This window comes from Kosakonia beeri, from assembly GCF_054165705.1.
Map to the genome: position 1 here is coordinate 3,554,296 of NZ_CM135106.1, position 23,790 is coordinate 3,578,085.

Annotated in this window: 18 protein-coding genes; 13 read left to right on the forward strand and 5 right to left on the reverse strand. The window is 57.9% G+C overall.

The window, feature by feature from the left end:
* Nucleotides 1-33 precede the first annotated feature (33 nt).
* Genes fepD through fepC form a run of 3 tightly spaced genes read left to right on the forward strand, consistent with a single transcriptional unit; the run spans nt 34 to nt 2,821 of the window.
* Nucleotides 34-1,038, forward strand: coding sequence for a Fe(3+)-siderophore ABC transporter permease (gene fepD / locus ACUY4S_RS16870; RefSeq protein ID WP_458022478.1), 1,005 nt, complete (start codon nt 34-36; stop codon nt 1,036-1,038).
* The gene (gene fepG, locus ACUY4S_RS16875; RefSeq protein WP_458022477.1) at nt 1,035-2,027 is read left to right on the forward strand and encodes an iron-enterobactin ABC transporter permease; all 993 of its coding nucleotides are present in this window, start codon (nt 1,035-1,037) and stop codon (nt 2,025-2,027) included. The genes fepD and fepG overlap by 4 nt, the downstream gene beginning before the upstream one ends.
* Complete coding sequence (gene fepC, locus ACUY4S_RS16880; RefSeq protein WP_312691018.1) at nt 2,024-2,821, forward strand: iron-enterobactin ABC transporter ATP-binding protein; 798 nt, start codon at nt 2,024-2,026, stop codon at nt 2,819-2,821. Before fepG ends, fepC begins: the two co-directional genes overlap by 4 nt.
* 43 nt (nt 2,822-2,864) lie before the next feature.
* On the opposite strand, the gene entF is transcribed toward fepC, so the two are convergent.
* From entF to fes, 3 genes are read right to left on the reverse strand one after another with little or no spacing between them, the layout of a single operon-like run.
* Nucleotides 2,865-6,752 carry an enterobactin non-ribosomal peptide synthetase EntF gene (entF, locus tag ACUY4S_RS16885; RefSeq protein WP_458022476.1) on the reverse strand — a complete coding sequence of 1,296 codons (3,888 nt, stop codon included), beginning with the start codon at nt 6,750-6,752 and terminating at the stop codon, nt 2,865-2,867.
* Complete coding sequence (locus tag ACUY4S_RS16890) at nt 6,749-6,967, reverse strand: MbtH family protein (RefSeq protein ID WP_312691016.1); 219 nt, start codon at nt 6,965-6,967, stop codon at nt 6,749-6,751. Before ACUY4S_RS16890 ends, entF begins: the two co-directional genes overlap by 4 nt.
* A 27-nt stretch (nt 6,968-6,994) precedes the next feature.
* A complete protein-coding gene (gene fes / locus ACUY4S_RS16895) occupies nt 6,995-8,206 on the reverse strand; it encodes an enterochelin esterase (RefSeq protein WP_458024227.1) in 1,212 nt (403 codons plus the stop codon).
* A gap of 255 nt (nt 8,207-8,461) precedes the next feature.
* Between fes and ACUY4S_RS16900 the strand changes: the two genes are divergently transcribed.
* The 6 genes from ACUY4S_RS16900 to ACUY4S_RS16925 all read left to right on the forward strand — a co-directional run bounded on the left by ACUY4S_RS16900 (nt 8,462) and on the right by ACUY4S_RS16925 (nt 15,745).
* Complete coding sequence (locus ACUY4S_RS16900; RefSeq protein WP_312691015.1) at nt 8,462-10,714, forward strand: TonB-dependent siderophore receptor; 2,253 nt, start codon at nt 8,462-8,464, stop codon at nt 10,712-10,714.
* Nucleotides 10,715-10,787: 73 nt separating this feature from the next.
* A complete protein-coding gene (gene entD, locus ACUY4S_RS16905) occupies nt 10,788-11,435 on the forward strand; it encodes an enterobactin synthase subunit EntD (RefSeq protein WP_458022475.1) in 648 nt (215 codons plus the stop codon).
* Nucleotides 11,436-11,566: 131 nt separating this feature from the next.
* Nucleotides 11,567-12,508 (forward strand): D-ribose ABC transporter substrate-binding protein, encoded by a 942-nt coding sequence (locus ACUY4S_RS16910; RefSeq protein ID WP_458022474.1) that lies wholly within the window; start codon nt 11,567-11,569, stop codon nt 12,506-12,508.
* Nucleotides 12,509-12,520: 12 nt separating this feature from the next.
* A complete protein-coding gene (locus ACUY4S_RS16915) occupies nt 12,521-13,129 on the forward strand; it encodes a DUF2291 family protein (RefSeq protein ID WP_458022473.1) in 609 nt (202 codons plus the stop codon).
* Nucleotides 13,129-14,655 carry a sugar ABC transporter ATP-binding protein gene (locus ACUY4S_RS16920; protein ID WP_312691011.1) on the forward strand — a complete coding sequence of 509 codons (1,527 nt, stop codon included), beginning with the start codon at nt 13,129-13,131 and terminating at the stop codon, nt 14,653-14,655. The genes ACUY4S_RS16915 and ACUY4S_RS16920 overlap by 1 nt, the downstream gene beginning before the upstream one ends.
* A gap of 1 nt (nt 14,656) precedes the next feature.
* Nucleotides 14,657-15,745, forward strand: coding sequence for an ABC transporter permease (locus tag ACUY4S_RS16925; protein ID WP_458022472.1), 1,089 nt, complete (start codon nt 14,657-14,659; stop codon nt 15,743-15,745).
* A gap of 74 nt (nt 15,746-15,819) precedes the next feature.
* Here ACUY4S_RS16925 and ACUY4S_RS16930 read toward each other — a convergent pair whose 3' ends face one another.
* The gene (locus tag ACUY4S_RS16930; protein ID WP_458022471.1) at nt 15,820-17,493 is read right to left on the reverse strand and encodes a methyl-accepting chemotaxis protein; all 1,674 of its coding nucleotides are present in this window, start codon (nt 17,491-17,493) and stop codon (nt 15,820-15,822) included.
* A gap of 245 nt (nt 17,494-17,738) precedes the next feature.
* Entirely contained in the window at nt 17,739-18,692 is a 954-nt protein-coding gene (locus ACUY4S_RS16935) for a sugar-binding transcriptional regulator (RefSeq protein WP_312691008.1), read from the reverse strand.
* 317 nt (nt 18,693-19,009) lie between these two features.
* Here ACUY4S_RS16935 and ACUY4S_RS16940 point away from each other — a divergent pair, with 317 nt between their 5' ends.
* Genes ACUY4S_RS16940 through ACUY4S_RS16955 form a run of 4 tightly spaced genes read left to right on the forward strand, consistent with a single transcriptional unit; the run spans nt 19,010 to nt 23,761 of the window.
* On the forward strand, nt 19,010-19,840 hold the full coding sequence (locus ACUY4S_RS16940; RefSeq protein ID WP_458022470.1) for a transketolase: 831 nt from the start codon (nt 19,010-19,012) through the stop codon (nt 19,838-19,840).
* Nucleotides 19,833-20,777, forward strand: a complete 945-nt coding sequence (locus ACUY4S_RS16945) for a transketolase family protein (RefSeq protein ID WP_312691006.1) — start codon at nt 19,833-19,835, stop codon at nt 20,775-20,777. The genes ACUY4S_RS16940 and ACUY4S_RS16945 overlap by 8 nt, the downstream gene beginning before the upstream one ends.
* Before the next feature lie 36 nt (nt 20,778-20,813).
* Nucleotides 20,814-22,232, forward strand: a complete 1,419-nt coding sequence (locus tag ACUY4S_RS16950) for an L-fucose/L-arabinose isomerase family protein (protein WP_458022469.1) — start codon at nt 20,814-20,816, stop codon at nt 22,230-22,232.
* Nucleotides 22,233-22,252: 20 nt separating this feature from the next.
* Nucleotides 22,253-23,761, forward strand: coding sequence for an FGGY family carbohydrate kinase (locus ACUY4S_RS16955; RefSeq protein WP_458022468.1), 1,509 nt, complete (start codon nt 22,253-22,255; stop codon nt 23,759-23,761).
* The last annotated feature ends 29 nt before the right edge of the window (nt 23,762-23,790 follow it).

Genomic DNA, 23,790 nt, shown 5'->3' on the forward strand with positions numbered 1-23,790 from the left:
TAATTACTATCATTATCAAGTTTGGGACGTTTTATGTCGTTTTCTTCTTTCCCGGCGCGCCCCTTCACCCTCGCCGGGTTATTGATACTGCTTTTTGCCGCCGCTGCACTCAGCCTGTTCGTTGGCGCAAAACCCATGCCCGCCGCCGTGGTGATAGACGCCCTTACCGGCGTTTGCCAGAGCGCGGATTGCACCATTATTCAGGATGCCCGACTGCCGCGAACCCTGGCGGGGTTACTGGCTGGCAGCGCGCTGGGTCTTGCCGGCGCGCTCATGCAAACGCTGACCCGCAACCCGCTGGCCGACCCCGGGCTGCTGGGCGTTAATGCTGGCGCCAGTTTCGCGATTGTGCTCGGCGCGGCACTTCTCGGCGCGACCACCGCCACAGACCAGTTGCTGCTGGCCTTTTGCGGTGCGCTGGCGGCATCGTTACTGGTGGCCTTCACGGGCAGCCAGGGCGGCGGGCAACTCAGCCCGGTGCGCCTGACGCTGGCGGGCGTTGCGCTCGGCGCAGTGCTGGAAGGGCTCTCCAGCGGCATCTCGCTTCTTAATGCCGATGTCTACGATCAACTGCGTTTCTGGCAGGCAGGATCGCTGGATATTCGCACCCTGCAAACCCTGAAAATCGTGACGTTGCCGGTATTGCTGGCGGCAGCAACCGCACTGGCACTCTGCCGCTCACTGAACAGCCTGAGCCTCGGCAGCGATACCGCCACTGCGCTGGGCAGTAAAGTCGCGCGCACCCAGCTTCTCGGTCTGCTCACGATTACCGTCCTCTGCGGCAGCGCGACCGCGGTTGTAGGGCCGATTGCGTTTATCGGGCTGATGATGCCGCATATGGCGCGCTGGCTGGTGGGCGGCGATCACCGCTGGTCATTGCCGGTAACGCTGATTGCCACCCCTGCACTTTTGTTGTTCGCAGACATTGTGGGGCGCCTGATTGTGCCCGGTGAGCTGCGCGTTTCCGTGGTCAGCGCATTCATCGGCGCGCCGGTGTTAATTGTGCTGGTGCGCCGTGCACGTGGAGGCCGCTTATGACCTCTCCGTCTCCGCGTCTGTTGTTAAGCTGCCTGCTGTTGCTGGTCGCCGCGCTGCTATTGACCGTCTGGGGGTTGCGCAGCGGCGCTGTCACTCTCGGGTTCTCTCAGGTCATTGACGCGCTCACCGGCGATGCACCGCGCGCCATGCGGCTGGTGGTGATGGAATGGCGCTTACCGCGTGTGTTGATGGCGTTGCTGATTGGCGCTGCACTGGGCGTCAGCGGTGCCATTTTTCAGTCACTGCTGCGTAACCCATTAGGGAGCCCGGATGTCATGGGTTTTAACGTGGGTGCCTGGAGCGGCGTGCTGGTGGCGATGGTGCTATTTGGCCAGCATATGACCGCCATTGCTCTTGCCGCCATGATCGGCGGTCTTGCCACCTCGCTGATTGTCTGGCTTCTTGCGTGGCGTAACGGTATCGAAACCTTCCGACTGATCATCGTTGGCATTGGCGTGCGCGCCATGCTAATGGCATTTAATACCTGGCTGTTGCTGCATGCGTCTCTGGACACAGCCGTCAGCGCCGGGTTGTGGAACGCAGGTTCGCTGAACGGCCTGACCTGGGCAAAAACCCTGCCTTCTGCGCCCATCATGCTGCTGATGTTTGTGTTTGCCGCCCTGCTCGCTCGCCGTATGCGCCTGCTGGAAATGGGCGATGACACTGCTTGTGCACTGGGCGTGAGCGTTGAACGTTCACGGCTGATGCTGATGCTGGTGGCGGTGGCGCTGACGGCAGCCGCGACCGCGCTGGCCGGGCCGATTTCATTTATCGCGCTGGTTGCGCCGCATATTGCCCGGCGCATCAGCGCCACCGCACGCTGGGGGCTGACTCAGTCAGCACTTTGTGGCGCGGTGATCCTGTTGCTGGCAGACAGCATTGCCCAGCAAGCCTTTACGCCGTACCAGTTACCCGTGGGCGTGGTGACCGTCAGCCTTGGCGGCATTTACCTTATCGCCTTGTTAATTCAGGAGTCCCGCAAAAAATGACCGATACAGCAGCCCGTTTGCGCGGCGAAGCGTTAACCCTGGGTTATGGCAAAAAAATTATCGCCGAGCAACTTAGCGTTGCCATTCCCGATGGCCAGTTCACGGCGATTATCGGTCCTAACGGCTGCGGGAAATCAACCCTCCTGCGCACCTTAAGTCGGCTGATGACCCCGGCCCAGGGGCATGTCTGGCTTGATGGCGAACAGATCCAGCGGTTTGCCAGTAAAGAGGTAGCGCGACGTATTGGACTGCTGGCGCAAAACGCCACGACGCCGGGCGACATCACCGTGCAGGAGCTGGTGTCACGCGGGCGCTACCCGCACCAGCCGATGTTTACCCGCTGGCGCAAGGAAGATGAAGCAGCAGTCAGCCGGGCGATGAAAGCCACCGGTGTGGATTCGCTGGCACACCAGAGTGTCGACACGCTCTCCGGCGGGCAGCGTCAGCGCGCATGGATTGCGATGGTACTGGCTCAGGAGACCGCTATTATGCTGCTTGATGAGCCCACCACCTGGCTGGATATCAGTTACCAGATAGACCTGCTGGAACTGTTAAGCGAGCTGAATCGCGAGCAAGGCTATACGCTGGCGGCGGTGCTGCACGACCTGAACCAGGCGTGCCGTTACGCCACCCATCTGATTGCACTGCGAGACGGCAGAATAGTGGCGCAAGGCGCGCCGAAAGAGATTGTTACCGCCGAACTGATCGAGGCTGTGTACGGCTTGCGCTGCATGATCATTGACGATCCGGTGGCGCATACGCCGCTGGTTGTACCGCTGGGCCGCCATTGTTAAAAAGCCCGGCTGGCGTTTCGCCGCCGGGCCTGCTGAAGGGACTTTACTCTCCCAGCACCTCTCGCAATACCGGGCCAATGCGCTCAAACGCCCTGGGCGAGATAATATCGACATGGGCGCAATCCTGGCGATACACCTCCAGTTCACCAATCCACGGTGCCCAGCAGGTTTGCGGATCGGTTCCCTGCGGGAGGGTGCGTTCGGCGACAAACAGTGTCGCCTTACCATCAAACGGCAGACTGTGTGCGGTGGTCAGCAGACGCACGGCATCCGCATAGTTGCCTTCAATATGTCGGAACAACTCGCCGGACGCCTGCCCCTGCTGCGCCGCCAGAAAAGCCTGACGTTCACGCTCGATTTCCTCCAGCACCGCCGGATCCAGCCCATTGGCCTCTTTTTCCGCCCAGTTCTGCGTTTCCGGCGGCCAGGTGTCCAACAGCCCCAGGAAAGCCACCTCTTCACCACGTTCACGCAAGCGCGCAGCAATGCCCTGCGCCAGCGTACCGCCGAGCGAATAGCCAAACAGGTAATACGGCCCGTGGGGCTGTTGCGCCAGTAGCGTCGCAAGATGCTGTTCGCAGGCCTCGTCTAACGTGGCGGCCTGCTGTAATGGCCCGGCGGGTCGCGGCGACTGAATGCCGGTAATCGACCAGCGTGGCGACAGATAGCGGGACAGCACACTGAACTGCCAGGCAAAGCCGGATGCCGGATGGAAGCAAAACAGCGTCGGCCCCTGACTTTCGCGCAGCGGCAGCAACGTTTCCATCCCCAGCCGCTGTGCCTGTTCTGCAGACAATGCGTGTTCGAGCAGTGCGGCCAGTTTTTCCACCGTCGACGCCACCATAATCTGCCCCGGTGTAACCTGCCGTTCGCATTCGCGACTGAGCTGTGCCGCCAGGCGCATCGCCAGCAAGGAGTGACCGCCCAGCGCGAAAAAGTCTGCTTCGGCGTCGTTCACCTCACAGCCCAGCAGCCCGGCAAACGCCTGCGCTACCCGTGTTTCGTTCCCTTCACGCGGCGCGCGGCCTTTGCTTTTCGCACTCAGCGTGGGCAACGGCAGCGCTTTGCGATCCAGCTTGCCGTTAGCGCTGAGCGGCAACGCGCTCAGTTGCAGCACCTGTACCGGTACCATGTGCGGCGGCAGCTGATCGCGCAGCTGCGCCTGCAGTGCCGCGGTATCCAGCGGCAGGCCAGAAAGAGAAACCACATAACCTACCACCTGGCGGGCATCGCCGCCGCTGGCTGCCGCCTGGTTAAAGACGCAGGCATGCGCCACAGCCTGAGCCACATCCGGCAGTGTGAGCATCGCGCGGTCAATCTCACCGAGTTCAATGCGCTGACCACGAATTTTCAGCTGATCATCGCTGCGCCCCAGGTACTCGACGGCACCGTTTTCTAACCAGCGCGCCACATCGCCCGTGCGGTACATGCGTTCCCCGGCCGCAAACGGATCGGCAATAAAGCGGCTGGCTGTCAGATCCGGGCGCCCCAGGTAACCCTGCGCCAGCTGAATGCCTGTCAGATAAAGCTCACCCGCCACGCCGGGCGGCACCTCGCGCATCATCGCATCAAGAATGCGTAACCCGGTATTCCACACCGGGAAGCCAATCGGCACGCTGTTGCCCTGCACGCCCGCCAGGGCTTCGCCATGCGCCGGATACCAGCTCACGTCGACAGCGGCTTCCGTCGGGCCATATAAGTTGTGTAGGGGCACGCCGGTCAGGTGTTGCCACTCACGGCACAGATCGGCAGGCAGCGCCTCGCCGCTGCAGAACACCTGCTTTAACGTCCGGCAACATTGCGACGCGCTTTCTGCCGTCAGTGAAGCGACAAACGCCGCCAGCATTGACGGAACAAAATGGGTGGTGGTCACGCCAAAGTGCGCAAAAAAGGCTTGTAACGCCAACGGATCGCGGTGCGCGTCCGGCTCTGCCATCACCAGCTGACTACCGGCAATAAACGGCCACCAGAACTCCCACACCGAGACGTCAAAACTACATGGCGTTTTTTGCGCCACCACATCGGTGTCCGTCAGGGGGTAGTGGTTTTGCATCCATAACAAACGGTTGACGATGGCAGTCTGCCCCACCATCACCCCTTTTGGTCGCCCGGTAGAGCCAGAGGTGAAAATGATATAGGCGGTCTGTTCGGGACGCGCCAGCCGGAGCGGTTCGCTACCTTTGGCTTCCAGGGGCGCTTCATAGCAGAAGTGCGCCAGCCCCGGAATGTCGCTAAAGCGCGTGGCCTGGTCTTCGGAAGTAATGAGCAGGCGCGGTTTCGCATCTTCCAGCATCATGCGCAGGCGCTCATCCGGGTAACCGGTATCCAGCGGCAACCAGGCTGCCCCGGCTTCAACAATGCCGTGCAGCGCCAGCGACAGGAACACCGATCGCGGCAGGGCAACCGCCACGCTATCGCCAGGCTGGACGCCAAGTTGACGTAAACGGTGTGCCAGCGCGACCACTTGCTCACGCAGCTCACGGTAATTAAATTGCCAGCGGGCATCCGCCAGCGCAGGGGCGTCTGGCGTTTTCGCCGCCTGGGCGGCGACCAGTTCGCTCAGGGTAGTGGCAGGCAATGCGATACCGGTGTCATTAATCCGCGCCAGTTGCTGTGACTCATGCGCGGCCAGTAGCTCCGCATCGCCGCAGCGCAACGCCGGATTATCGGCGAACTGGTTAAGCAATGCGGGTAAACGGGCGATATGGGTATGCAGCGTGGTCTCGTCGTAGCGCTGGCGATTAGCCAGCACTTCCAGCGTCAGGCCGCCTTCTTCTTCCGGGATTAACGCTATCTCGAGGTCGTTCACGGGCCCGGTCGCCAGGGTATGCGTCACGCCCTGAATGCCGTCGACATCCAGCAGGTAGTCGAACATTTTCACGTTGAAGACCGGGCCAAACAACGGCTCGTCACCTGCGGCACGCCCGGCGTCGCGCACAATCTGTTCCGCGTCATAACGCTGATGGCGGCGCATGGCTTTGAGTGATGCGGCAAGTTGCGTTGCCAGTTCGGGTAAGGTGTGCGCGCCATCAAGATGAACACTTAGCGGCAGGACGTTGAGTACCGGGCCGGTGGCGGTAAGCGCAGCCGACCCCATCCGACGCATAAAAATAAACCCGGCGGCATAATCGGTGCGCCCACACAGACGCCCCAGCCATAACGCCACCAGCGCCAGCGCCAGGTCGGCGGGTTGCTGTTGTGGCGCGGCCTGCGTTAAACGGCGAAACGCCTGATCATCGAGGCGCATTTTCAGGCGCAGAATATCGGTGGTGGCGGCGCGCCCCGGCAACGGTGCCGGAGAAAGAGAAACCGGCGGCGGAAGCTCGCGGCGTTGTTTCGCCCAGAAAGCCGCATCGCGCTGCCAGCCGTCGCTCTGGCGGTAGCGTTGATGCTCTACCACCACTTCAGCGAACGGCGTAAAGGGTGACGGCGGCGTCGGTTCACCGCGTCGCCAGGCGGTGTAAATGGCGGCGATTTGTCGGGTAATAGCGGGGAAACTGAAACCATCAACCACTAAATGATGATAACGCTGATACCAGTACCAGCTGCGATCGCCGGTGCGCAGTAACTGGTGGCATACTAGCGGCTTACCGCTCTCTATTCGCAAATTTTGCCCGAGATCGGCCTGCATGGCGCGCAGTGCTGCGGTGTGCGGATCGCTGGCCTGACGAAGATCGACAATTGACGGCATGGCGAACTGTTGCGATGCATCGACCCATTGCCATACTTCACCATTGTCCTCAACAAAACGGGTTCGCAGGGTGTCGGCTTGTTCCATACCGCTAACAATCGCTTGCGCCAGCAGCCCGGCGTCGATATCACCCTGTAACTCAACGTAGTGCGCCACGCTCCAGGCATTCGGCAGGGAAGAGAGTTGCTCCGCCATCCAGATCCCTGGCTGAGCGGCAACCAACGGTAAACGTGTTTTCATTGGCCACTCCCTGCTTGTACGTAGTGCGCTGGCGTTAAGGTTTGCCAGTGTGCATCCAGCCAGGCGTTGCATTCCGCCTGGGGTTGCGGCTCGCAGACGACATGCCAGCCTTTCGGTAACGTGCACTGCGCAGGCCACAGGCTGAACTGCTGCTGCCTGTTTTGCAGAATGTAAAACCGCCCTTGCGGATTATCGAAGGGGTTAGTGAATTCCATAGCAAACTCCTGTCGTGGAAAGGCGCTTCAGCGAGGGCGGATCAGTGGCTGCCAGAGCGTAATAAGCCCGGCAGTCAGCCCACCCCGCCAGCAAAGCGCATCATGCCCGCCGTCAACCTGACGCCAGAAAACCGACTGCTGTGTGCGTTGTAACAGGGAAAAAAGAGCCTGATTGGCCCGGTAAATGACAGGCTCGCGAACTCCGGCCTCCAGCACAATGCGCAGGCCGTGTGGCGTTAACTCGCCTTTTTCTAATTGTTCAATAAGAATGCCGTTCCGCTCGCCGCCCCGGTGGGGCCACCAGTACGATCCGGACTGGCTGAGCACGCAGCCAAAACGCTGTGGCCAGTGCAGGCCCGCATACAGCGCCGAAAGGCCGCCAAAACTTTGCCCGGCGACCACGGTGCGTTCCGGGCGATCGCTAAACGGCACGATCGCCTTCACCTGCGGCAGCAACTCGTCCTGAACCGCTTGCCAGAAGTTGGCATTACAGGGCAATTCCTGGCTGCGATGCGCGTTATCGATCACGTCGATTAACACATATACCGCCGCTGGCAGTTGGCCTTCGCGGGTGAGCGCCGCCAGCGCGGGCCACACCGGCATGCTCTTCGCCCAGAACTGCCCGTCGAGCAGGATCGCCAGCGGACGTTCGGCCGCCTCAGCATTGCCAGTGGTGTTGACCCAAACCTGCCGGGTGTTATTCAGCCGCGTGCTGTGCCATTGCAGGCGATGCGGCTCATTGAAAGGGGTGTCGGAAGCGTGCCAGCCGGGTTGTTGCGGCGCGTCGGGCATTTCCAGCGCAGATACCGGGTGACCACGGCCGCCGCGCCAGCTTTGTGGATTCAGGGGATCGGCAATTGCCTGCGGCAACAGTTTGCGCCAGCCTTCACGCAGCGCGTGGCGATCCAGCGGCGTGGTGGTAAAGAGTTCTGCCGGGAAATCGTCCTCATGCACTGAAGGGATCAGGCAATAACTGCCGCGCCAGCGGGCGTCAAGCAGCGTGCTCCAGTGCCAGACATCCGTTCCGGCAATGCGCGTGAGCGACTGCGGCAGCGAAGTCTGATGGTGGTCAGTAACCCCGGTAATGTAGATCCATACCCGGCGCACCTTTGAGGTTGCTTCGCTGCCGGCGGGGTCCCGCCACCAGAACGTCACACGGTACTGCCCTTGTGCTTCTTTAACCCATTCCGGTCCCTGTCTGGAGTCCCACCAGGCATCACTTCCCGTTGCTGACGTCACGGCTTTAACCTCGAATTTGCTGTGGAAATTTTTGCTTGCAGATCAAAAAATATCGATAATATTATTGATAACTATTTTCATTTGCAATAGCGTATTGGCGCGCTGTGGGAAGCGCGTCTTTCATACGTTTAATGGCCGCCGTGGGCGAACTTTCTCAGGACTGAGGCCCTCGCCGCGTGTCGGTTTCATCATGCCGCCTCCTCCCCCTGGGGAAAGGACGCACCAGGAGAGCGGCGACGAAAAGCAGGTAATACAATGAACAACAAGATGAAGTCCCTGGCCTTACTGGTCAATCTGGGGATCTACGGTGCTGCGTTGCCCGCAATGGCGGCGGACAAGACCAGCACCACCACCGATAACGATGACACTATCGTCGTCACTGCGGCACAGCAAAACCTCCAGGCTCCGGGCGTGTCCACGATTACCGCCGACGAGATCCGTAAAAATCCTCCCGCCCGCGATGTGTCCGAAATCATTCGCACCATGCCAGGCGTCAACTTAACCGGTAACGCCACCAGCGGCCAGCGCGGTAACAACCGCCAGATTGATATTCGCGGAATGGGGCCGGAAAACACGCTCATCCTGATTGACGGTAAGCCGGTCACCAGCCGTAACTCGGTGCGTCTTGGCTGGCGCGGCGAGCGCGACAGCCGCGGCGATACCAACTGGGTGCCGCCAGAGATGATCGAGCGCATCGAAGTGATCCGTGGCCCGGCAGCAGTACGTTACGGTAATGGCGCAGCCGGTGGCGTGGTGAACATTATCACCAAGAAAAACAGCGCACAGGAGTGGCATGGTTCATGGAACAGCTACTTTAATGCTCCGGAACATAAAGACGAAGGCGCGACCAAACGTACCGACTTTAGCCTGAGCGGCCCGCTGGGCGGCGACGTCAGTTTCCGCCTGTATGGCAACCTGGCAAAAACCCAGGCTGACGCTTGGGACATTAACCAGAATCACCAGTCTGAACGTACCGGCATTTATGCCAATACCATGGCGGCAGGGCGTGAAGGCTCGATCAACAAAGATATCAACGGCGTGGTGCGCTGGGACTTTGCACCGCTGCAGTCGCTGGAGTTCCAGGCAGGCTACAGCCGCCAGGGCAATCTTTACGCTGGCGACACGCAAAACACCAACAATGACAGCAGCACAAACAACTATGTGAAAGAGAACTACGGCAAAGAGACTAACCGTCTTTACCGCCAGAATTACTCGGTCACCTGGAACGGCGGCTGGGATAACGGTGTGACCACGACCAACTGGGTGCAGTATGAACGTACCCGTAACTCACGCCTGGGCGAAGGGCTGGCGGGCGGAACGGAAGGCCTGTTTAATAGCAATCAGTTCACCGATATCGATCTTTCCGACATTACGCTGCACAACGAGCTGAACCTGCCGCTGGATCTGCTGGTTAACCAGACCCTGACGCTGGGCACCGAGTGGAACCAGCAGCGCATGAAAGACATGGCCTCGAACACCCAGACGTTACAGGGCGGGCCGATTAACGGCCTGAGCAGTGTTGATCGTAGCCCCTACTCCAATGCGGATATCTATTCCGTGTTTGCAGAAGACAACATGGAGCTGACTGACAGCACCATGCTGACCCCGGCCCTGCGTTTTGACCATCACACCATTGTTGGCAATAACTGGAGCCCGTCGCTAAACCTTTCGCAGGGTCTTGGCGATGACGTGACCCTGAAAATGGGTATTGGCCGCGCGTACAAAGCGCCAAGCCTTTATCAGACCAACCCGAACTACATTCTCTACAGTAAAGGCCAGGGGTGTTACGCCAGCGGCAGCGGTGTAGGTTGCTATATGATGGGCAACGACGACCTGAAAGCAGAAACCAGCATCAACAAAGAGATTGGTCTGGAGTATAAACATGAAGGCTGGCTGGCCGGGGTGACCTGGTTCCGAAATGATTACCGTAACAAGATCGAAGCGGGTTATTCGCCGCTGAGCCAGACTGCTGTCGGCAAAACCAAAACCGACCTCTACCAGTGGGAGAACGTGCCGAAAGCCGTGGTGGAAGGCCTGGAAGGGACGTTCAATGTCCCGGTGACCGATACGGTGGCCTGGAGCAACAACTTCACCTACATGTTGCAAAGCAAAAACAAAGAGACCGGCGAACGTTTGTCGATCATCCCGGAATACACGCTGAACTCGACGCTCAGCTGGCAGGTCGTGCCGGACGTTTCGGTTCAGTCAACGTTCACCTGGTACGGCAAACAGGCGCCGAAAAAGTATGACTATCAGGGCAAACGTGTGACGGGTTCCGCCACCAACGAAGTCAGCCCTTACAGTATCATTGGCCTGAGTGCGACCTGGGATGTGACCAAAAACGTCAGCCTGACGGGCGGTGTTGACAACCTGTTGGATAAACGTCACTGGCGTGCAGGTAATGCACAGGCCACGGGCGGCTCCACCGGGTACATGTATGGCGCAGGCGCGGAAACGTATAACGAATCCGGCCGCACCTGGTATATGAGCGTTAACACGCACTTCTAAGCCGTACCTCCCCTCCCCTCAGCAGGAAGCCCCCTCTTCCTGCGGGGGGGAGGGACAGGCGAGCGAGGCGATCATGCACACCCTCCACAGCCCCTTTTCTCTCGCCGGTTACACATTGCACCGCATTGATTTTGATCCCACGACGTTTACCGCAGCCGATCTGCTCTGGCTACCGCATCACGCCGGGCTGATGCACTGCGGGCGCAAACGCCAGGCGGAACATCTTGCCGGGCGTGTTGCCGCCGCGCATGCATTGCGTGACGTGGGCATTATCGCGGTGCCTGCGCCTGGTGCGCAGCGCCAGCCCTGTTGGCCGCAAGGGTTGTACGGCAGCATCAGCCACCGGGATAACCGGGCGATTGCTGTGGTGGCGCAACACCCTGTTGGAGTGGACATTGAAGCGCTGTTCAGCCGCGGGTTATGCGCCGAACTGGCAGAGCACATTGTCAACGCTGACGAACAGCAAGTACTCGCACGCAGCGGTCTGCCGTTTCCGCTGGCACTGACGCTGGCGTTTAGTGCCAAAGAGAGTCTGTATAAAGCTTTTTCGCACCAGTGCCTGCCGTTGCCAGGTTTTACCAGCGCCGCGATCGTGGCTGTCGAAAGGTCACAGCTTACGTTACGCATTCTTGCTGAATTTTCTCCTCAACTTGCTGATCGGCAAGTGATTGTACACTGGCAGGCCGATCAGTCTGACGTCATGACGCTGGCGGTTGGTTAACCCCCGGATCGTGATCCTTTTCTCCTTTTAAGAAATTAGCTGCGCAAACCGTAGACAGTTTGTCGCCATCGAATTATCGTTATTTTGAATAATAAATCATTATTGAATATATATTCAATGTGGAGAAAAAGATGAAGAAGACCCTACTGCAATCTGTTGTACTGGCATCAATGATCGCTGCATCCGGCTCACTTTTCGCCGCCGATAGCGGCCTGATCGCGATTATTACTCCCTCACACGACAACCCGTTTTTTAAAGCAGAAGCCGACGGCGCGGCCGCCAAAGCGAAAGAGCTGGGCTATGCCACGCTGGTGGCTTCCCATGACGATGATGTCAACAAACAGAACCAGTTGATTGAAACCGCCATTGCCCGCAAAGCGAAGGCAATTATTCTCGACAACGCGGGCGCAGATGCAACCGTCGGGCCGCTGGAAAAAGCCAAAGCCGCAGGCGTGCCTGCTTTTCTGATTGACCGGGAAATCAATAAAACCGGTATCGCTGTGGCGCAAATCGTCTCCAACAACTACCAGGGCGCGCAACTGGGCGCAGAGAAATTCGCCAGGCTACTGGACGGTAAAGGCAAATACGTTGAGCTGCTGGGCCGCCAGTCCGACACCAATGCCAGCGTACGCTCGCAGGGTTACCACGATGTACTTGACGACTACCCGGACATGAAAATGGTGGCGCAGCAAACCGCCAACTGGAGCCAGACCGAGGCCTTTACCCGTATGGAAGCCATTTTGCAGACCCATCCGGACATTGTCGGGGTGATTTCGGGTAACGACACCATGGCGCTCGGCGCAGAAGCCGCGCTGAAAGCGGCCGGGAAAAACAACGTGATTGTGGTCGGGTTTGACGGTAGCGACTATGTGCGCGACTCCATTATCAACAAGGGCAACATCAAAGCGACAGTGCTGCAACCGGGCTGGCAACAGGCACAAATGGCGGTGGTGCAGGCGGACGCTTTCCTGAAAAACGGTAAAGCCCAGAAAGAGGAAAAACAGTTGATGGACTGCGTGCTGATTGATGACAGCAACGCCAGCAAACTGAAAATGTTCAACCTCAGCAAATAGCGCGGAGGCGATATGTCGTTAAAACAATGGGGCGCCGCGCTAACAGGGTGCGCCGCCCTGTTGCTCACGGCCTGCACCGTGGTGGATCTGGATGAAAACGGCAAGCCGATTATGCCTGCCGATCCGAATGCGAAAGCCAGCTTCGACAAGCTGACCCCACAGCAGATCGCGCAACAAACCTGGCAGGAACGCGTTATCGATGCCGCCCAAAAACAGGCACTGGACGGCGGTGCGTTAACCGCGCAGATGAAGAACAGGGCGACCACGCCGCAAAGCGTATTTGTCAGACTCACCAGCCAGATTGAACGTGTTGACGTCAGCAATGACCGTGAACGGCAACTGGTGATCCGCCTTGGCGGTGAGCCGCTGAACGTGCAGCTCGGCCCGGTCGTGCGCGGCAATGCTATCCGCGATGCCAGCGGCTTTAAATTCGAAGATTTCACTAACCAGGTCCAGTTTGCGCAGCTTTCGCGCGCTTATAACCGTGAAGCCGTGAAGCATTTACCCGCCGTCGACGCCCATTGGGCCGGGAAACCCGCCACCGTACTGATGGCGGTGACCATCAGCGACGGCAAGGCGCAAGACGCCGTCGCGCTGACGCTGAAACAGGAGGCACAGTAATGAGCGAAATCCCTGTGGACGACATAATCCTGCGCACCAAAGGGGTATCGATGCTGTTCCCCGGCACCGTTGCGCTGGATAACGTGGATTACAACGTCTGGCGCGGCAAGGTGAATGTGATTATCGGCGAGAACGGCGCAGGGAAATCCACGCTAATGAAGATCCTCGCCGGAGTGCAGCAACCCAGCCTGGGCCAGATTGAGCTGAATGGCAAAAACGTGCATCTCGCCAACACCCGCGCTGCCGCTGCCCATGGCATCGGCATGGTGCACCAGGAACTGAATCTGTTTGAAAACCTTAACGTCGCGGAGAACATTTTCCTCGGCCGGGAATTGCAAAAAGGAATCACGCCGATTAACGAAGCAGAGCAGGAAAGACGCACCACCGAACTGCTCAAACGCCTTGACCAGCCTATCTCTGCGCGTGAACTGGTGGGCAACCTCAAAGTCGGCCAGCAGCAACTGGTGGAGATCGCCAAAGCGCTGGCGGAAGATGCCGACATTTTGATCCTCGACGAACCGACATCGGCGCTAAGTAAAACCGAAGTGGAGATCCTGTTTCGGGTGATCCGCGAACTGACCCGCCAGGGAGTGACGATTATCTATATTTCCCACCGTCTGGAAGAACTCATGGCGATTGGCGATGTGATAACCATTCTGCGTGACGGCAAATTCCAGGCCGAAGCAAACGTTTGTGATATCGACGTACCGTGGATCGTCCGCGAGATGCTCGGCAGCGATCCGGTGACAAACTTTCTCACACCGGGACGTACTTTTGGCGCGCCGGTTCTCGAAGCCGAGCATATTACCTGCGTAAACGCCAGCGGCGTGACCACAGTCGATGATGTCAGTTTCAACGTTCATGCCGGTGAAATTGTAGGTATTTACGGCCTGATGGGCGCCGGACGCACCGAGCTGTTTGAGTGCATGCTGGGCACGGAACGTAACTACCTGGGAAAATTGTGGCTCGACAGCAAACCGGTACCGCAGCGGCTGACCCCGGCGGAACGTATCCGCATGGGGATGAGCCTGGTGCCGGAAGATCGCAAACGCACCGGCATCTTCCCTATTTCATCAGTGGCGACAAATCTCACTATCGCCAGTTTGTGGCGGCGTTTGCAGCGCGGCTTCGCCATCGCGCAAAAAGATGAGCAAGCCGTGGTGGCCAGCACCATTGGCAACCTGTCGATCAAAGTCTCTTCACCGGAAGTGGAGATTCAGGCGCTGAGCGGCGGCAATCAGCAAAAAGTGGTGATTGGCCGCTCGCTGTTGACCAGTCCGAAAGTGCTGTTTCTGGATGAACCGACACGCGGAATTGACGTTGGGGCAAAAGCCGACGTGTTCCGCATGATGGTCCAGTTGTCCCAACAGGGGATCGCGGTGGTCTTTTCCACCTCCGATCTGAAAGAGATTATGGCGGTGTCTGACCGCATTCTGGTGATGTCGGGCGGCAAACTGACTGCCGATATCGTGCGCGATCGGGCCGAGGAATCGGCGCTGGTAACAGCAAGTGCTCAGGGGTTCTGATATGAAAACAACACAAACTGTCGCGCTGTCGCCACGCGCGGGTGCATCACTGTCTCGTGAAAGCGTGATCCTGTTACTGCTTAAGTTACGCACCTTTATTGCGCTGTTACTGATCGTCGGCTTTTTTACCGCCACTGTGCCGGGTTTCCTCTCCACCGGCAGCCTGGTGATTATGATCAAACACATTGCCATTAATGCTTTTCTCGCACTCGGTATCACCTTTGTCATCATTACCGCCGGTATTGATTTGTCGATCGGCGCCACCCTTGGTCTGTGCGGGATGATCGCGGGTTGGATGATCACGAAAGGCATTGTGCTACCGATGTTCGGCATTGCGATTTTCCCCAGTGTCTGGGTGATCGTCCCCTGTGTGTTGCTGACTGGCGGGCTGATAGGCGCGGTGAATGGCTGGATCATCACTCGCTACAATGTCGCGCCGTTTATTTGCACCCTCGGCACCATGTATGTCCTGCGTGGGGCAGCCATGCTCACCTCAGATGGGCAAACCTTCCCGGGTCTTGCCGGCAACCCGCAACTTGGAAATACCGGCTTCGATGAGATTGGCGCGGGCACCCTGCTCGGCATTCCGTGGGCCATCTGGCTGATGATCGTGCTGGCGGTGGTGATCGCCTATGTCGCTCGTCGCCTGCCGTTTGGTCGTCATGTATATGCCATCGGCGATAACGAACGGGCTGCGGAGCTCTCCGGTGTGCGGGTGAAACAGGTGAAAATCTGGGTCTACACCCTTTCAGGGCTTTGCGCTGCGCTGGCGGGGATTGTGGTGTCTGCCCAGTTGCTGGCCAGCCACCCGGCCAACGGCACCGCCTTCGAAATGAATGCCATCGCCGCCGTGGTGCTGGGCGGAACTTCGCTGGCAGGCGGGCGCGGTACCGTGCTGGGCACGCTGATAGGCGCCTTTGTGATTGGCTTTCTCGCCGACGGCCTGGTGATGATGGGCGTCAGTGAGTTCTGGCAAATGGTGATCAAGGGCATCGTGATTATTGTGGCGGTAATCATTGACCAGATGCAAAACCGCATGCAGCAAAAAGCGGCAGTGGTGGCGCAAAAAGCGGTGATAGAAGGCAAATAGAACCAGCTTGCCCGGGGCATTTCCCGGGTTTTTTGTGTAGGCCCGGTGTGTGCACCGGGCATTTTTTTATCGGATTAGAATGCTTCCCACTCTTTTTCCTGACTGCGCCCTTTTGCGGCCACAGCAGGCCGCGGTGCCGGTTTGCCTGCTTTCGGCGCGGCTTTGGTTGCCGCATTTTGACGCCCGGCATCGCCTGGCAATTTAAACACTGACACAATCTCGGTTAACTGGAAGGCCTGTTGCTCCAGCGAGCTGGAAGTGGCAGACGACTCCTCCACCAGCGCGGCGTTCTGCTGGGTAACGCTATCCATTTGCGAAATGGCTGTTCCTACCTGACCAATGCCTTTGCTTTGCTCGGTAGATGCAGAAGCGATCTCGCCCATAATGTCTGTCACACTGGTGACAGAACGCAGAATGTTATCCATTGATTCGCTGGTCAGCGTCACCTGGTCAAAACCGTTGTTAACGTTAGCCACGGATTCATCAATCAGGGTTTTGATCTCTTTTGCCGCTCCGGCGCTACGCTGCGCCAGGTTACGCACTTCGCTGGCCACCACCGCAAAACCACGCCCCTGTTCGCCCGCGCGCGCTGCTTCCACGGCCGCGTTCAGCGCCAGGATGTTGGTCTGGAAGGCAATACTGTCGATCACATTGATAATGTCGGTAATTTTCTGCGAACTTTCGGTAATGTTCTTCATGCTGGCAATGACGGCCTGCACACGTTCCTCACCTTTATTCACTGCCGCTGAGGCGGTTTTTGCCAGTACGCTGGCTTCGCTGGCGTTATCGGCGTTCTGTTTTACCACCGCGCTCAACTGTTCCATGCTGGCGGCGGTCTGGGTCAGCGCGGCCGCCTGCTCTTCCGTACGGGAGGAGAGATCGGTATTGCCGGAGGCAATTTCACTGGCGCCCTGGTAAATCCCCCCGGCACTGTTACGGATCTGCGTAACCGTCTTCACCCAGTTGTTCTGCATTGTCTCCAGATAGGGAATTAATTGCCCCACTTCGTTGTTACCTAACGGCTGGGTCGGCTTATCCAGCTCCCCGACCGACAGCACCTGCAGATGCTGTTTCACCCACTCCAGCGAGCGCGCCAGCAACAGCGCCAGATAACGCTCCGACATCACCAACATTGCGAGGCCAATTATCATCGCCACAATGATGGTGGTGCGCGTCTGCGAAACCCAACTGCCGATACGATCATTGGCAGCGGCTTTGAGATCGTGGATCTCCTGGTTGTAGGCGACAATGGCCTGCGAGAATCCGCTGCGCAGCGGGCTAAACTGATCTTTCGACAACTGGGTATACGCGTCGATGTTGTTGGCTTTCACCGCCTCGAACATGGGTTTGATCGCCTGGTTAAATAACGTCAGCGAACTGTTATAGATATTGTCCGTGGAGGTGTTGCTGATATTGGCGTGATCGGTGACCTTAAACTGATTTAAGCCACCTTGCAGAAAATCGACATCTTTACTGATGCGCTCCAGCGTTTGCTGATAATTCTGACCATCATTGTTGGATTTATAAACGAAAGCGCGGTCCATCAGCAGCTTAACCTGATAGTAGCGATCGCTGGCATTGTTGATGATATCGCCGTTGACCTGTTGCACGTTAGTGAGCTGGACTTCTTCGGTTAAACCGCTTAATGCATGCAGTGAGAAAAACGACACGCCGCCCCAGAGAACAGTAAAAATGATCAGGATCGCGAGCATCACGAACTTGATCTTCAGATTGCGAATAAATTGCATAGTAGCCCCGGTCATTGCTGTGAAATAAGAAAGTGAAAGGACAGCGAAAACATGGCTGTCTACAATCCCATCGGCGCAATGCGGAGCTTAATTAAGATTAAAAAGAAGTAAGGCAATAACCTTTATTTAAAACAGTGATAACAAAAAAAATTTAATACGTTTTGGAAATGTATTAACCGGACAAGGCCGGAATAGCGGGTGTGCCATCCGGCCTAAACACCGCCGTAACGGTTTTCACGCCGCCGTTAACCGCCTTTCACCAGGCTGCGCGCGGTGGGGTAGTCGGTGATCAACACATCAATGTAATTGCCCTGCAACGCGCCGCGAATGGCGTTGCGTTTCTCTTCACCGCCGGCCAGGGCAATAACATGCGGGCATTGGCGGATTTGCGTCAGTTCCATCCCAATGACCGGATCTTCATCCTCGCTGAGCACCGGATGACCTGCTGCGTCATAATAATGCAGACAAATATCACCCACCGCGCCGCGTTCCGCCAGCAAACGCAGCATGGCTTCGTTGTAATAGTTACCGGAATTTTTCAACAACTGCGAAGGCTCCAGTTCGCCAATACCGACAATTGCCACATCCACTTCAGCAAACTTTTCTACCACTGCCGCCACATCCGGGCTGTTCACCAGACGGGCGCGCTCTTCGACCGAATGCTCAATACTTTGCGACGGTAACAGCCATGACGGGCACCCCAGATGCGCCGCCAGTTGCTGGGTTAAAATGGTCGCCTGTACGTTGCCGTTTGGCCCCACGCCGCCGAGTAACTGGATCACCCCGGCGGCACGAATACTCTGCGGGTGCATTTCATCGACCATACAGCGGATTGTGCTGCTCCATGAGGAGATGCCGACCAGGTCTTCCGGACGCAGACGCGTCTCCACATAGTGCGCTGCCGCACTGCCAATGGCATGTTTGATCTGCGCATTACCGGCGTTTTCCCCCACATCCACCACAATCGCCTGGCGAATGCCATACTGCTGCTCAATGGCCTTTTCCAGCGCAACAAAGATGTTGGTGGGCTGCACAACGGTGATTTTCACCAGCCCCTCTTTCTGGCAGCGGGTCAGCGCACGCGAGACAAAGGATTGCGACAAGTGCAGCAAGGTGGCGATTTCTGACTGTTTTTTATTTTCGTTGTAATAAAGTGTGGCGATCTTCACCAACAACCGCTGTTCATCCTGCTTTGACATACACATCCCCTTTATCTGTTATCGATATTTTTATTCATCATTGAATAGATAACAAGCCGCGGTTTCTGCCCGGTGCCGATCCAAATGTGATCCTTTTCTCCTTTCTTTCAAATTTGCCGATCCACAGCGTAGACAAACCTTACCACAAGGCATATCTTTAACCATGAATAATAAGTCAGTCGTGAATATATATTCCAAGCACGTGTCAAACCCTTGCCTCTGCTTGCAATAACACAATGCAACATCCGCTTTGGATGTGCTTTTTCACCCTGATTGAATATTTATTCATAAAAGATTAAACATTCAAGAGGTGTTCTATGAATCCGTTTTCGCTCTCTGTCGATGAGCTAGAAAAGAAAGCACGTGCGGTACGCCGTCGCATCATCGTGCTGAACGCCGAAAGCCCGGCTGGCGGGCATACGGGGGCAGATTTATCCCAGGTGGAACTGCTTACCGCGCTCTACTTCCGCATTCTGAACTGCTCGCCGCAAACCAAAGAGAGCGCTGAGCGCGATATTTACATTCAGTCCAAAGGCCACGCAGTAGGCGGCTACTATTGCGTGCTTGCCGAAGCCGGGTTCATCCCCGTGGACTGGCTGGCAACCTACCAGCACGCGGACTCCCACCTGCCGGGCCACCCGGTTAAACACAAAACACCGGGCATTGAACTGAACACGGGCGCACTGGGTCACGGTTTATCGGTTGCGGTGGGCATTGCACTGGCGGCGAAACGCAACAACAGCACACGCCGCGTTTTCGTGGTTACGGGTGATGGCGAGCTGGCGGAAGGCAGTAACTGGGAAGCCGCGCTGGTTGCCGCTCATTACCAACTCGACAACCTGATCATTATTAACGACAAAAACAGCCTGCAACTGGCGGGGCCAACCAGAGAGATCCTCAATACCGATCCACTCGACGAAAAATGGCGCGCCTTTGGCATGGCCGTGACCGAATGCCGTGGCAACGATATGGCCGATGTCGTCGCCACGCTCGAAGGGCTGACCCCCGCAGGCAAACCGCATGTGGTGATAGCGCACACCACCAAAGGCGCAGGCGTCTCCTTTATTCAGGGGCGTCCGGAGTGGCACCACCGCGTGCCAAAAGGGGAAGAGATCGCACTGGCGCTGGAGGAACTGAAAGATGAGTAATAGCGAACACCTGGCAACGGTGATGGTTAACGCCTTTATCGATGCGGTAGATAACGGGATCGATCTGGTTCCGGTAGTCGCAGATTCCACCTCCACGGCCAAGATTTCACCGTTTATGCAACGATTCCCTGGCCGCGTGGTCAATGTCGGCATTGCTGAACAAACGCTGGTCGGGGCCGCCGCCGGGCTGGCGCTGGGCGGAAAAATCGCTGTCACCTGTAACGCCGCGCCATTTTTAATTTCCCGCGCGAATGAGCAGATTAAGGTCGATATTTGCTACAACAACACCAATGTCAAACTGTTCGGTCTTAACGCCGGAGCCAGCTACGGGCCGCTGGCCAGTACACATCACAGCATTGACGATATTTCGGTACTGCGTGGTTTTGGCAATATTGAGATTTATGCTCCGTCATCCCCACGGGAGTGTCGGCAGATCATTGATTACGCCCTCGCCCACGTTGGCCCGGTCTATATCCGCCTTGATGGTAAAGCACTGCCGGAACTGCATGACGAAAGTTACCGCTTCACGCCGGGCAACATTGATGTGCTGCGCCACGGCAACGATATCGCACTGGTGGCAATGGGATCGACGGTACATGAAATTGTCGAAGCCGCCACACAACTTGCAGCAGAAGGTATTGATGCCGCTGTTATCAGTGTACCGTCTATTCGCCCCTGCAATACATCCCAGCTGCTGTCGCTGCTGCAAGCCAGCCGCGCCGTCATCAGCGTCGAAGAACACAATATCAATGGTGGCGTCGGCAGCCTGGTGGCAGAAGTGCTGGCGGAAGCGGGCTGCGCGATCCCGCTGCGTCGGCTTGGCATTCCGGACGGGCAATACGCCATTGCCGCCGATCGTGCCGCCACCCGTGCCCGTCATCACATCGACGCGGCAGGGGTTGTAAAACAGACCCGCGCCCTGCTGGCCGCGCGGTAATAACAATAAAAAGAACATCTTACTGGAGAGAGAACAATGTCCCGAATTCCGCAAAAACTGACCATGGCGGTCATTATCGGCAACCGTGGTTTCTTCCCAAGCTACCTGGTGGCTCAGGCACGCGAACAGGCTGTCGCGCTGTTTAACCGGCTGGGTATCCACACTATTATGCTCGATGAGACGCAAACCGAACTGGGCGGAGTGGAAACCCGTCAGGATGCCAAAACCTGTGCCGCGCTGTTCCGCGCGCATCGCGATGCGATCCACGGCGTGGTAGTGCTGCTGCCCAATTTTGGCGATGAGAAAGCCGTGGCGGAAACCCTGCGCCTCTCCGGGCTGAACGTCCCGGTGTTGGTGCAAGCTGAAGAGGACAATCTGGATAAGATGGGTCTGGCAACCCGTCGCGACAGCTTCTGCGGCAAGATCTCGCTGTGCAATAACCTGCGCCAGTATGGCATTCCGTTCACCCTGACGACCCAGCATGTTTGTGCGCTCAGTGGCGAGGTGTTTGCACGCGATCTGCAACGGTTTGAGCAGATCTGCCGGGTCGTCAGCAGTATGCGTGGCGTGCGTGTTGGTGCCATTGGCGCGCGGCCGGCCGGGTTTAATACCGTGCGTTACAGCGAGAAACTGCTCGAAAGGCTGGGGATCGCGGTTGAAACGCTCGATCTCTCAGAGGTCTTTACCCGCATTAAAACCCTGCGTGATGACGATATTCGTGTTGATGAGAAACGCCGTCTGCTGGTGGATAATGCCGACGCCAGCGCTATCCCCGCTGACAAACTGATCACCATGGCAAAACTGTTTGTGGTGATCAGCGAATGGGTGACCGCCAACGATATCGACACCACGGCCATCCAGTGCTGGACGTCGTTACAGGAAAACCTTGGCATTAATGTCTGCTCGATCATGAGTGTGATGTCCGGCCAGCTTATGCCGTCGGCCTGCGAAGTGGACGTTATGGGCGCGCTGTCCATGTATGCGCTTGCCAGCGCCAATATGAGCCCTGCTTCGATTGCCGACTGGAACAATAATTTTGGCGACGATCGCGACAAATGCGTGCTTTTCCACTGTGGTAACTTCGCCTCTGCCAGCCTTGAGACACCGCACATGGGCACGGCCGACATTATCGGCACGGCCGTCGGTAAAGAAAACACCTGCGGGGCAGTACATGGTCGCCTGAAAGCCGGGGCGCTGACCTACTTTCGCTTAAGTACCGACGATCTGACCGGTGAGATCAAAGCATACGTTGGCGAAGGCCAGTCGGTCGATGATCCGCTGGAAACCGTCGGTTGCCGGGCTGTTATTCAAGTGCCGCGTCTGGAAAACCTGCTGTCGTGGATCTGCCGCAATGGCTTTGAACATCACGTGGCGATGAACCACGCCGCCAGCGCAGACGTGCTGCATGAAGCCTTTACCCGCTATCTCGGCGTCGACACTTACCTGCACCGCTGATTGCCAGAGGGAGAAACGGCATGTCGCTGGATAAAGAGATTGTGATTGCTCTCGATGAGGGCACCACTAACGCCAAAGCCGTGGCGCTGGATGCCAGAGGCCAGGTGGTAGCGAAATGTTCACGCCCGTTGACGATCCAGACGCCGCACGAAGGTTGGGTTGAGCAGTCCGGGGAACAGCTTCTCGCAGCCTCGCTGGCGGTGATCCGCCAGGTAGTGGCTGAGGTGGGCGCGGCGCGCGTGGCGGCCCTGGCTATTAGCAATCAACGCGAGACGACGATTGGCTGGTATCGCGCCAGTGGCACACCATGCGGCCCGGCCATCAGCTGGCAATGTTCGCGCACGGCGGATTTTTGCCATGCCCTGCGTGAGCAAGGCCTGGAAGCGGTTATCAAAGCGGTTACCGGGCTGCCGATCGCCCCGCTGTTTTCCGCCACTAAAATGCGCTGGCTGCTGGAGGCGATCCCCCAGGGGCACGCGCTGGCCGCACAGGGTGACATCTGCCTTGGCACTATCGACAGCTGGCTGCTGTGGCAGTTAACCGCTGGCGAGTCGTTCTGCTGCGATTACGCCAATGCCTCGCGCACGCAGTTACTGAACCTGCACAGCGGCGACTGGGATGACGACATGCTGACCCTGTTTGGTCTTCCTCGCGCCGCGTTGCCTGCTATCCGCCCCTCCAGTGGATTATTCGGCCATACCAGAGGGTTGAGCGGCATTCCGGACGGGATCCCGATCCTGGCGATGATTGGCGACTCCCATGCGGCATTGTTCGCCCACGGTCTTGGCGCGACCGGTTGCGTAAAAGCGACTTACGGCACCGGTTCGTCGGTAATGGCGCCGGTGGCCAGTGCGCAGTGCGATGTGAAATCGCTGGCGACCACGGTCGCCTGGCATGATGGCGAGCGGCTGGTCTACGGGCTGGAGGGCAATATTCCCCATACCGGCGATGCCGTGGCGTGGATGGCAGAGAGCACCGGGCTGAGCGAGCTGCCGGAAAATGAACTGGCGCAGGCACTGTGTACCCTGCCCGCCTCCGTTGACTCAACACTTGGCGTCTATTTTGTTCCGGCACTCACCGGGCTGGGCGCGCCATGGTGGGACGAACAGGCGCGCGGTCTGATCCATGGCCTGACCCGGGGAGTGAAACGTGCGCACCTTATCCGTGCGGCGCTGGAATCGATCGCCTATCAAATAGCCGATGTAGTGGTGGCGATGCGTCAGCACGGCGCGTTTTCCCTGCAGGCGCTAATGGTAGACGGCGGCCCGACAAAAAATGACTGGCTGATGCAATATCAGGCGGATTTGCTCGGCTGCCCGGTGATGCGCAGTGATGTGGCCGAACTTTCTGCGATGGGCGCCGCGCTGCTGGCACGCAAGGCGCTTTTGCAGGTCGATAGCGAACAGCTGCGCGCCTGGTTACCCGAACATGTCACTTTCCTGCCGGATATGGCCCGCCATGCTCGCCTGCAAAAACGCTGGGTTGACTGGCAAAACGCGGTTCAACTGGCGCGTGCGCAAAAGCCCTGATCCCGGGGTACGTGGTGAATAGCGCTCAG

What these genes read in the sequence shown, in the direction of transcription:
- fepD (WP_458022478.1), top strand. Translation starts at nt 34, where the DNA reads ATGTCGTTTTCTTCTTTCCCGGCGCGCCCCTTCACCCTCGCCGGGTTA.
- fepG (WP_458022477.1), top strand. Translation starts at nt 1,035, where the DNA reads ATGACCTCTCCGTCTCCGCGTCTGTTGTTAAGCTGCCTGCTGTTGCTG.
- fepC (WP_312691018.1), top strand. Translation starts at nt 2,024, where the DNA reads ATGACCGATACAGCAGCCCGTTTGCGCGGCGAAGCGTTAACCCTGGGT.
- entF (WP_458022476.1), bottom strand. Translation starts at nt 6,752, where the DNA reads ATGAAAACACGTTTACCGTTGGTTGCCGCTCAGCCAGGGATCTGGATG.
- ACUY4S_RS16890 (WP_312691016.1), bottom strand. Translation starts at nt 6,967, where the DNA reads ATGGAATTCACTAACCCCTTCGATAATCCGCAAGGGCGGTTTTACATT.
- ACUY4S_RS16900 (WP_312691015.1), top strand. Translation starts at nt 8,462, where the DNA reads ATGAACAACAAGATGAAGTCCCTGGCCTTACTGGTCAATCTGGGGATC.
- entD (WP_458022475.1), top strand. Translation starts at nt 10,788, where the DNA reads ATGCACACCCTCCACAGCCCCTTTTCTCTCGCCGGTTACACATTGCAC.
- ACUY4S_RS16910 (WP_458022474.1), top strand. Translation starts at nt 11,567, where the DNA reads ATGAAGAAGACCCTACTGCAATCTGTTGTACTGGCATCAATGATCGCT.
- ACUY4S_RS16915 (WP_458022473.1), top strand. Translation starts at nt 12,521, where the DNA reads ATGTCGTTAAAACAATGGGGCGCCGCGCTAACAGGGTGCGCCGCCCTG.
- ACUY4S_RS16920 (WP_312691011.1), top strand. Translation starts at nt 13,129, where the DNA reads ATGAGCGAAATCCCTGTGGACGACATAATCCTGCGCACCAAAGGGGTA.
- ACUY4S_RS16925 (WP_458022472.1), top strand. Translation starts at nt 14,657, where the DNA reads ATGAAAACAACACAAACTGTCGCGCTGTCGCCACGCGCGGGTGCATCA.
- ACUY4S_RS16930 (WP_458022471.1), bottom strand. Translation starts at nt 17,493, where the DNA reads ATGCAATTTATTCGCAATCTGAAGATCAAGTTCGTGATGCTCGCGATC.
- ACUY4S_RS16935 (WP_312691008.1), bottom strand. Translation starts at nt 18,692, where the DNA reads ATGTCAAAGCAGGATGAACAGCGGTTGTTGGTGAAGATCGCCACACTT.
- ACUY4S_RS16940 (WP_458022470.1), top strand. Translation starts at nt 19,010, where the DNA reads ATGAATCCGTTTTCGCTCTCTGTCGATGAGCTAGAAAAGAAAGCACGT.
- ACUY4S_RS16945 (WP_312691006.1), top strand. Translation starts at nt 19,833, where the DNA reads ATGAGTAATAGCGAACACCTGGCAACGGTGATGGTTAACGCCTTTATC.
- ACUY4S_RS16950 (WP_458022469.1), top strand. Translation starts at nt 20,814, where the DNA reads ATGTCCCGAATTCCGCAAAAACTGACCATGGCGGTCATTATCGGCAAC.
- ACUY4S_RS16955 (WP_458022468.1), top strand. Translation starts at nt 22,253, where the DNA reads ATGTCGCTGGATAAAGAGATTGTGATTGCTCTCGATGAGGGCACCACT.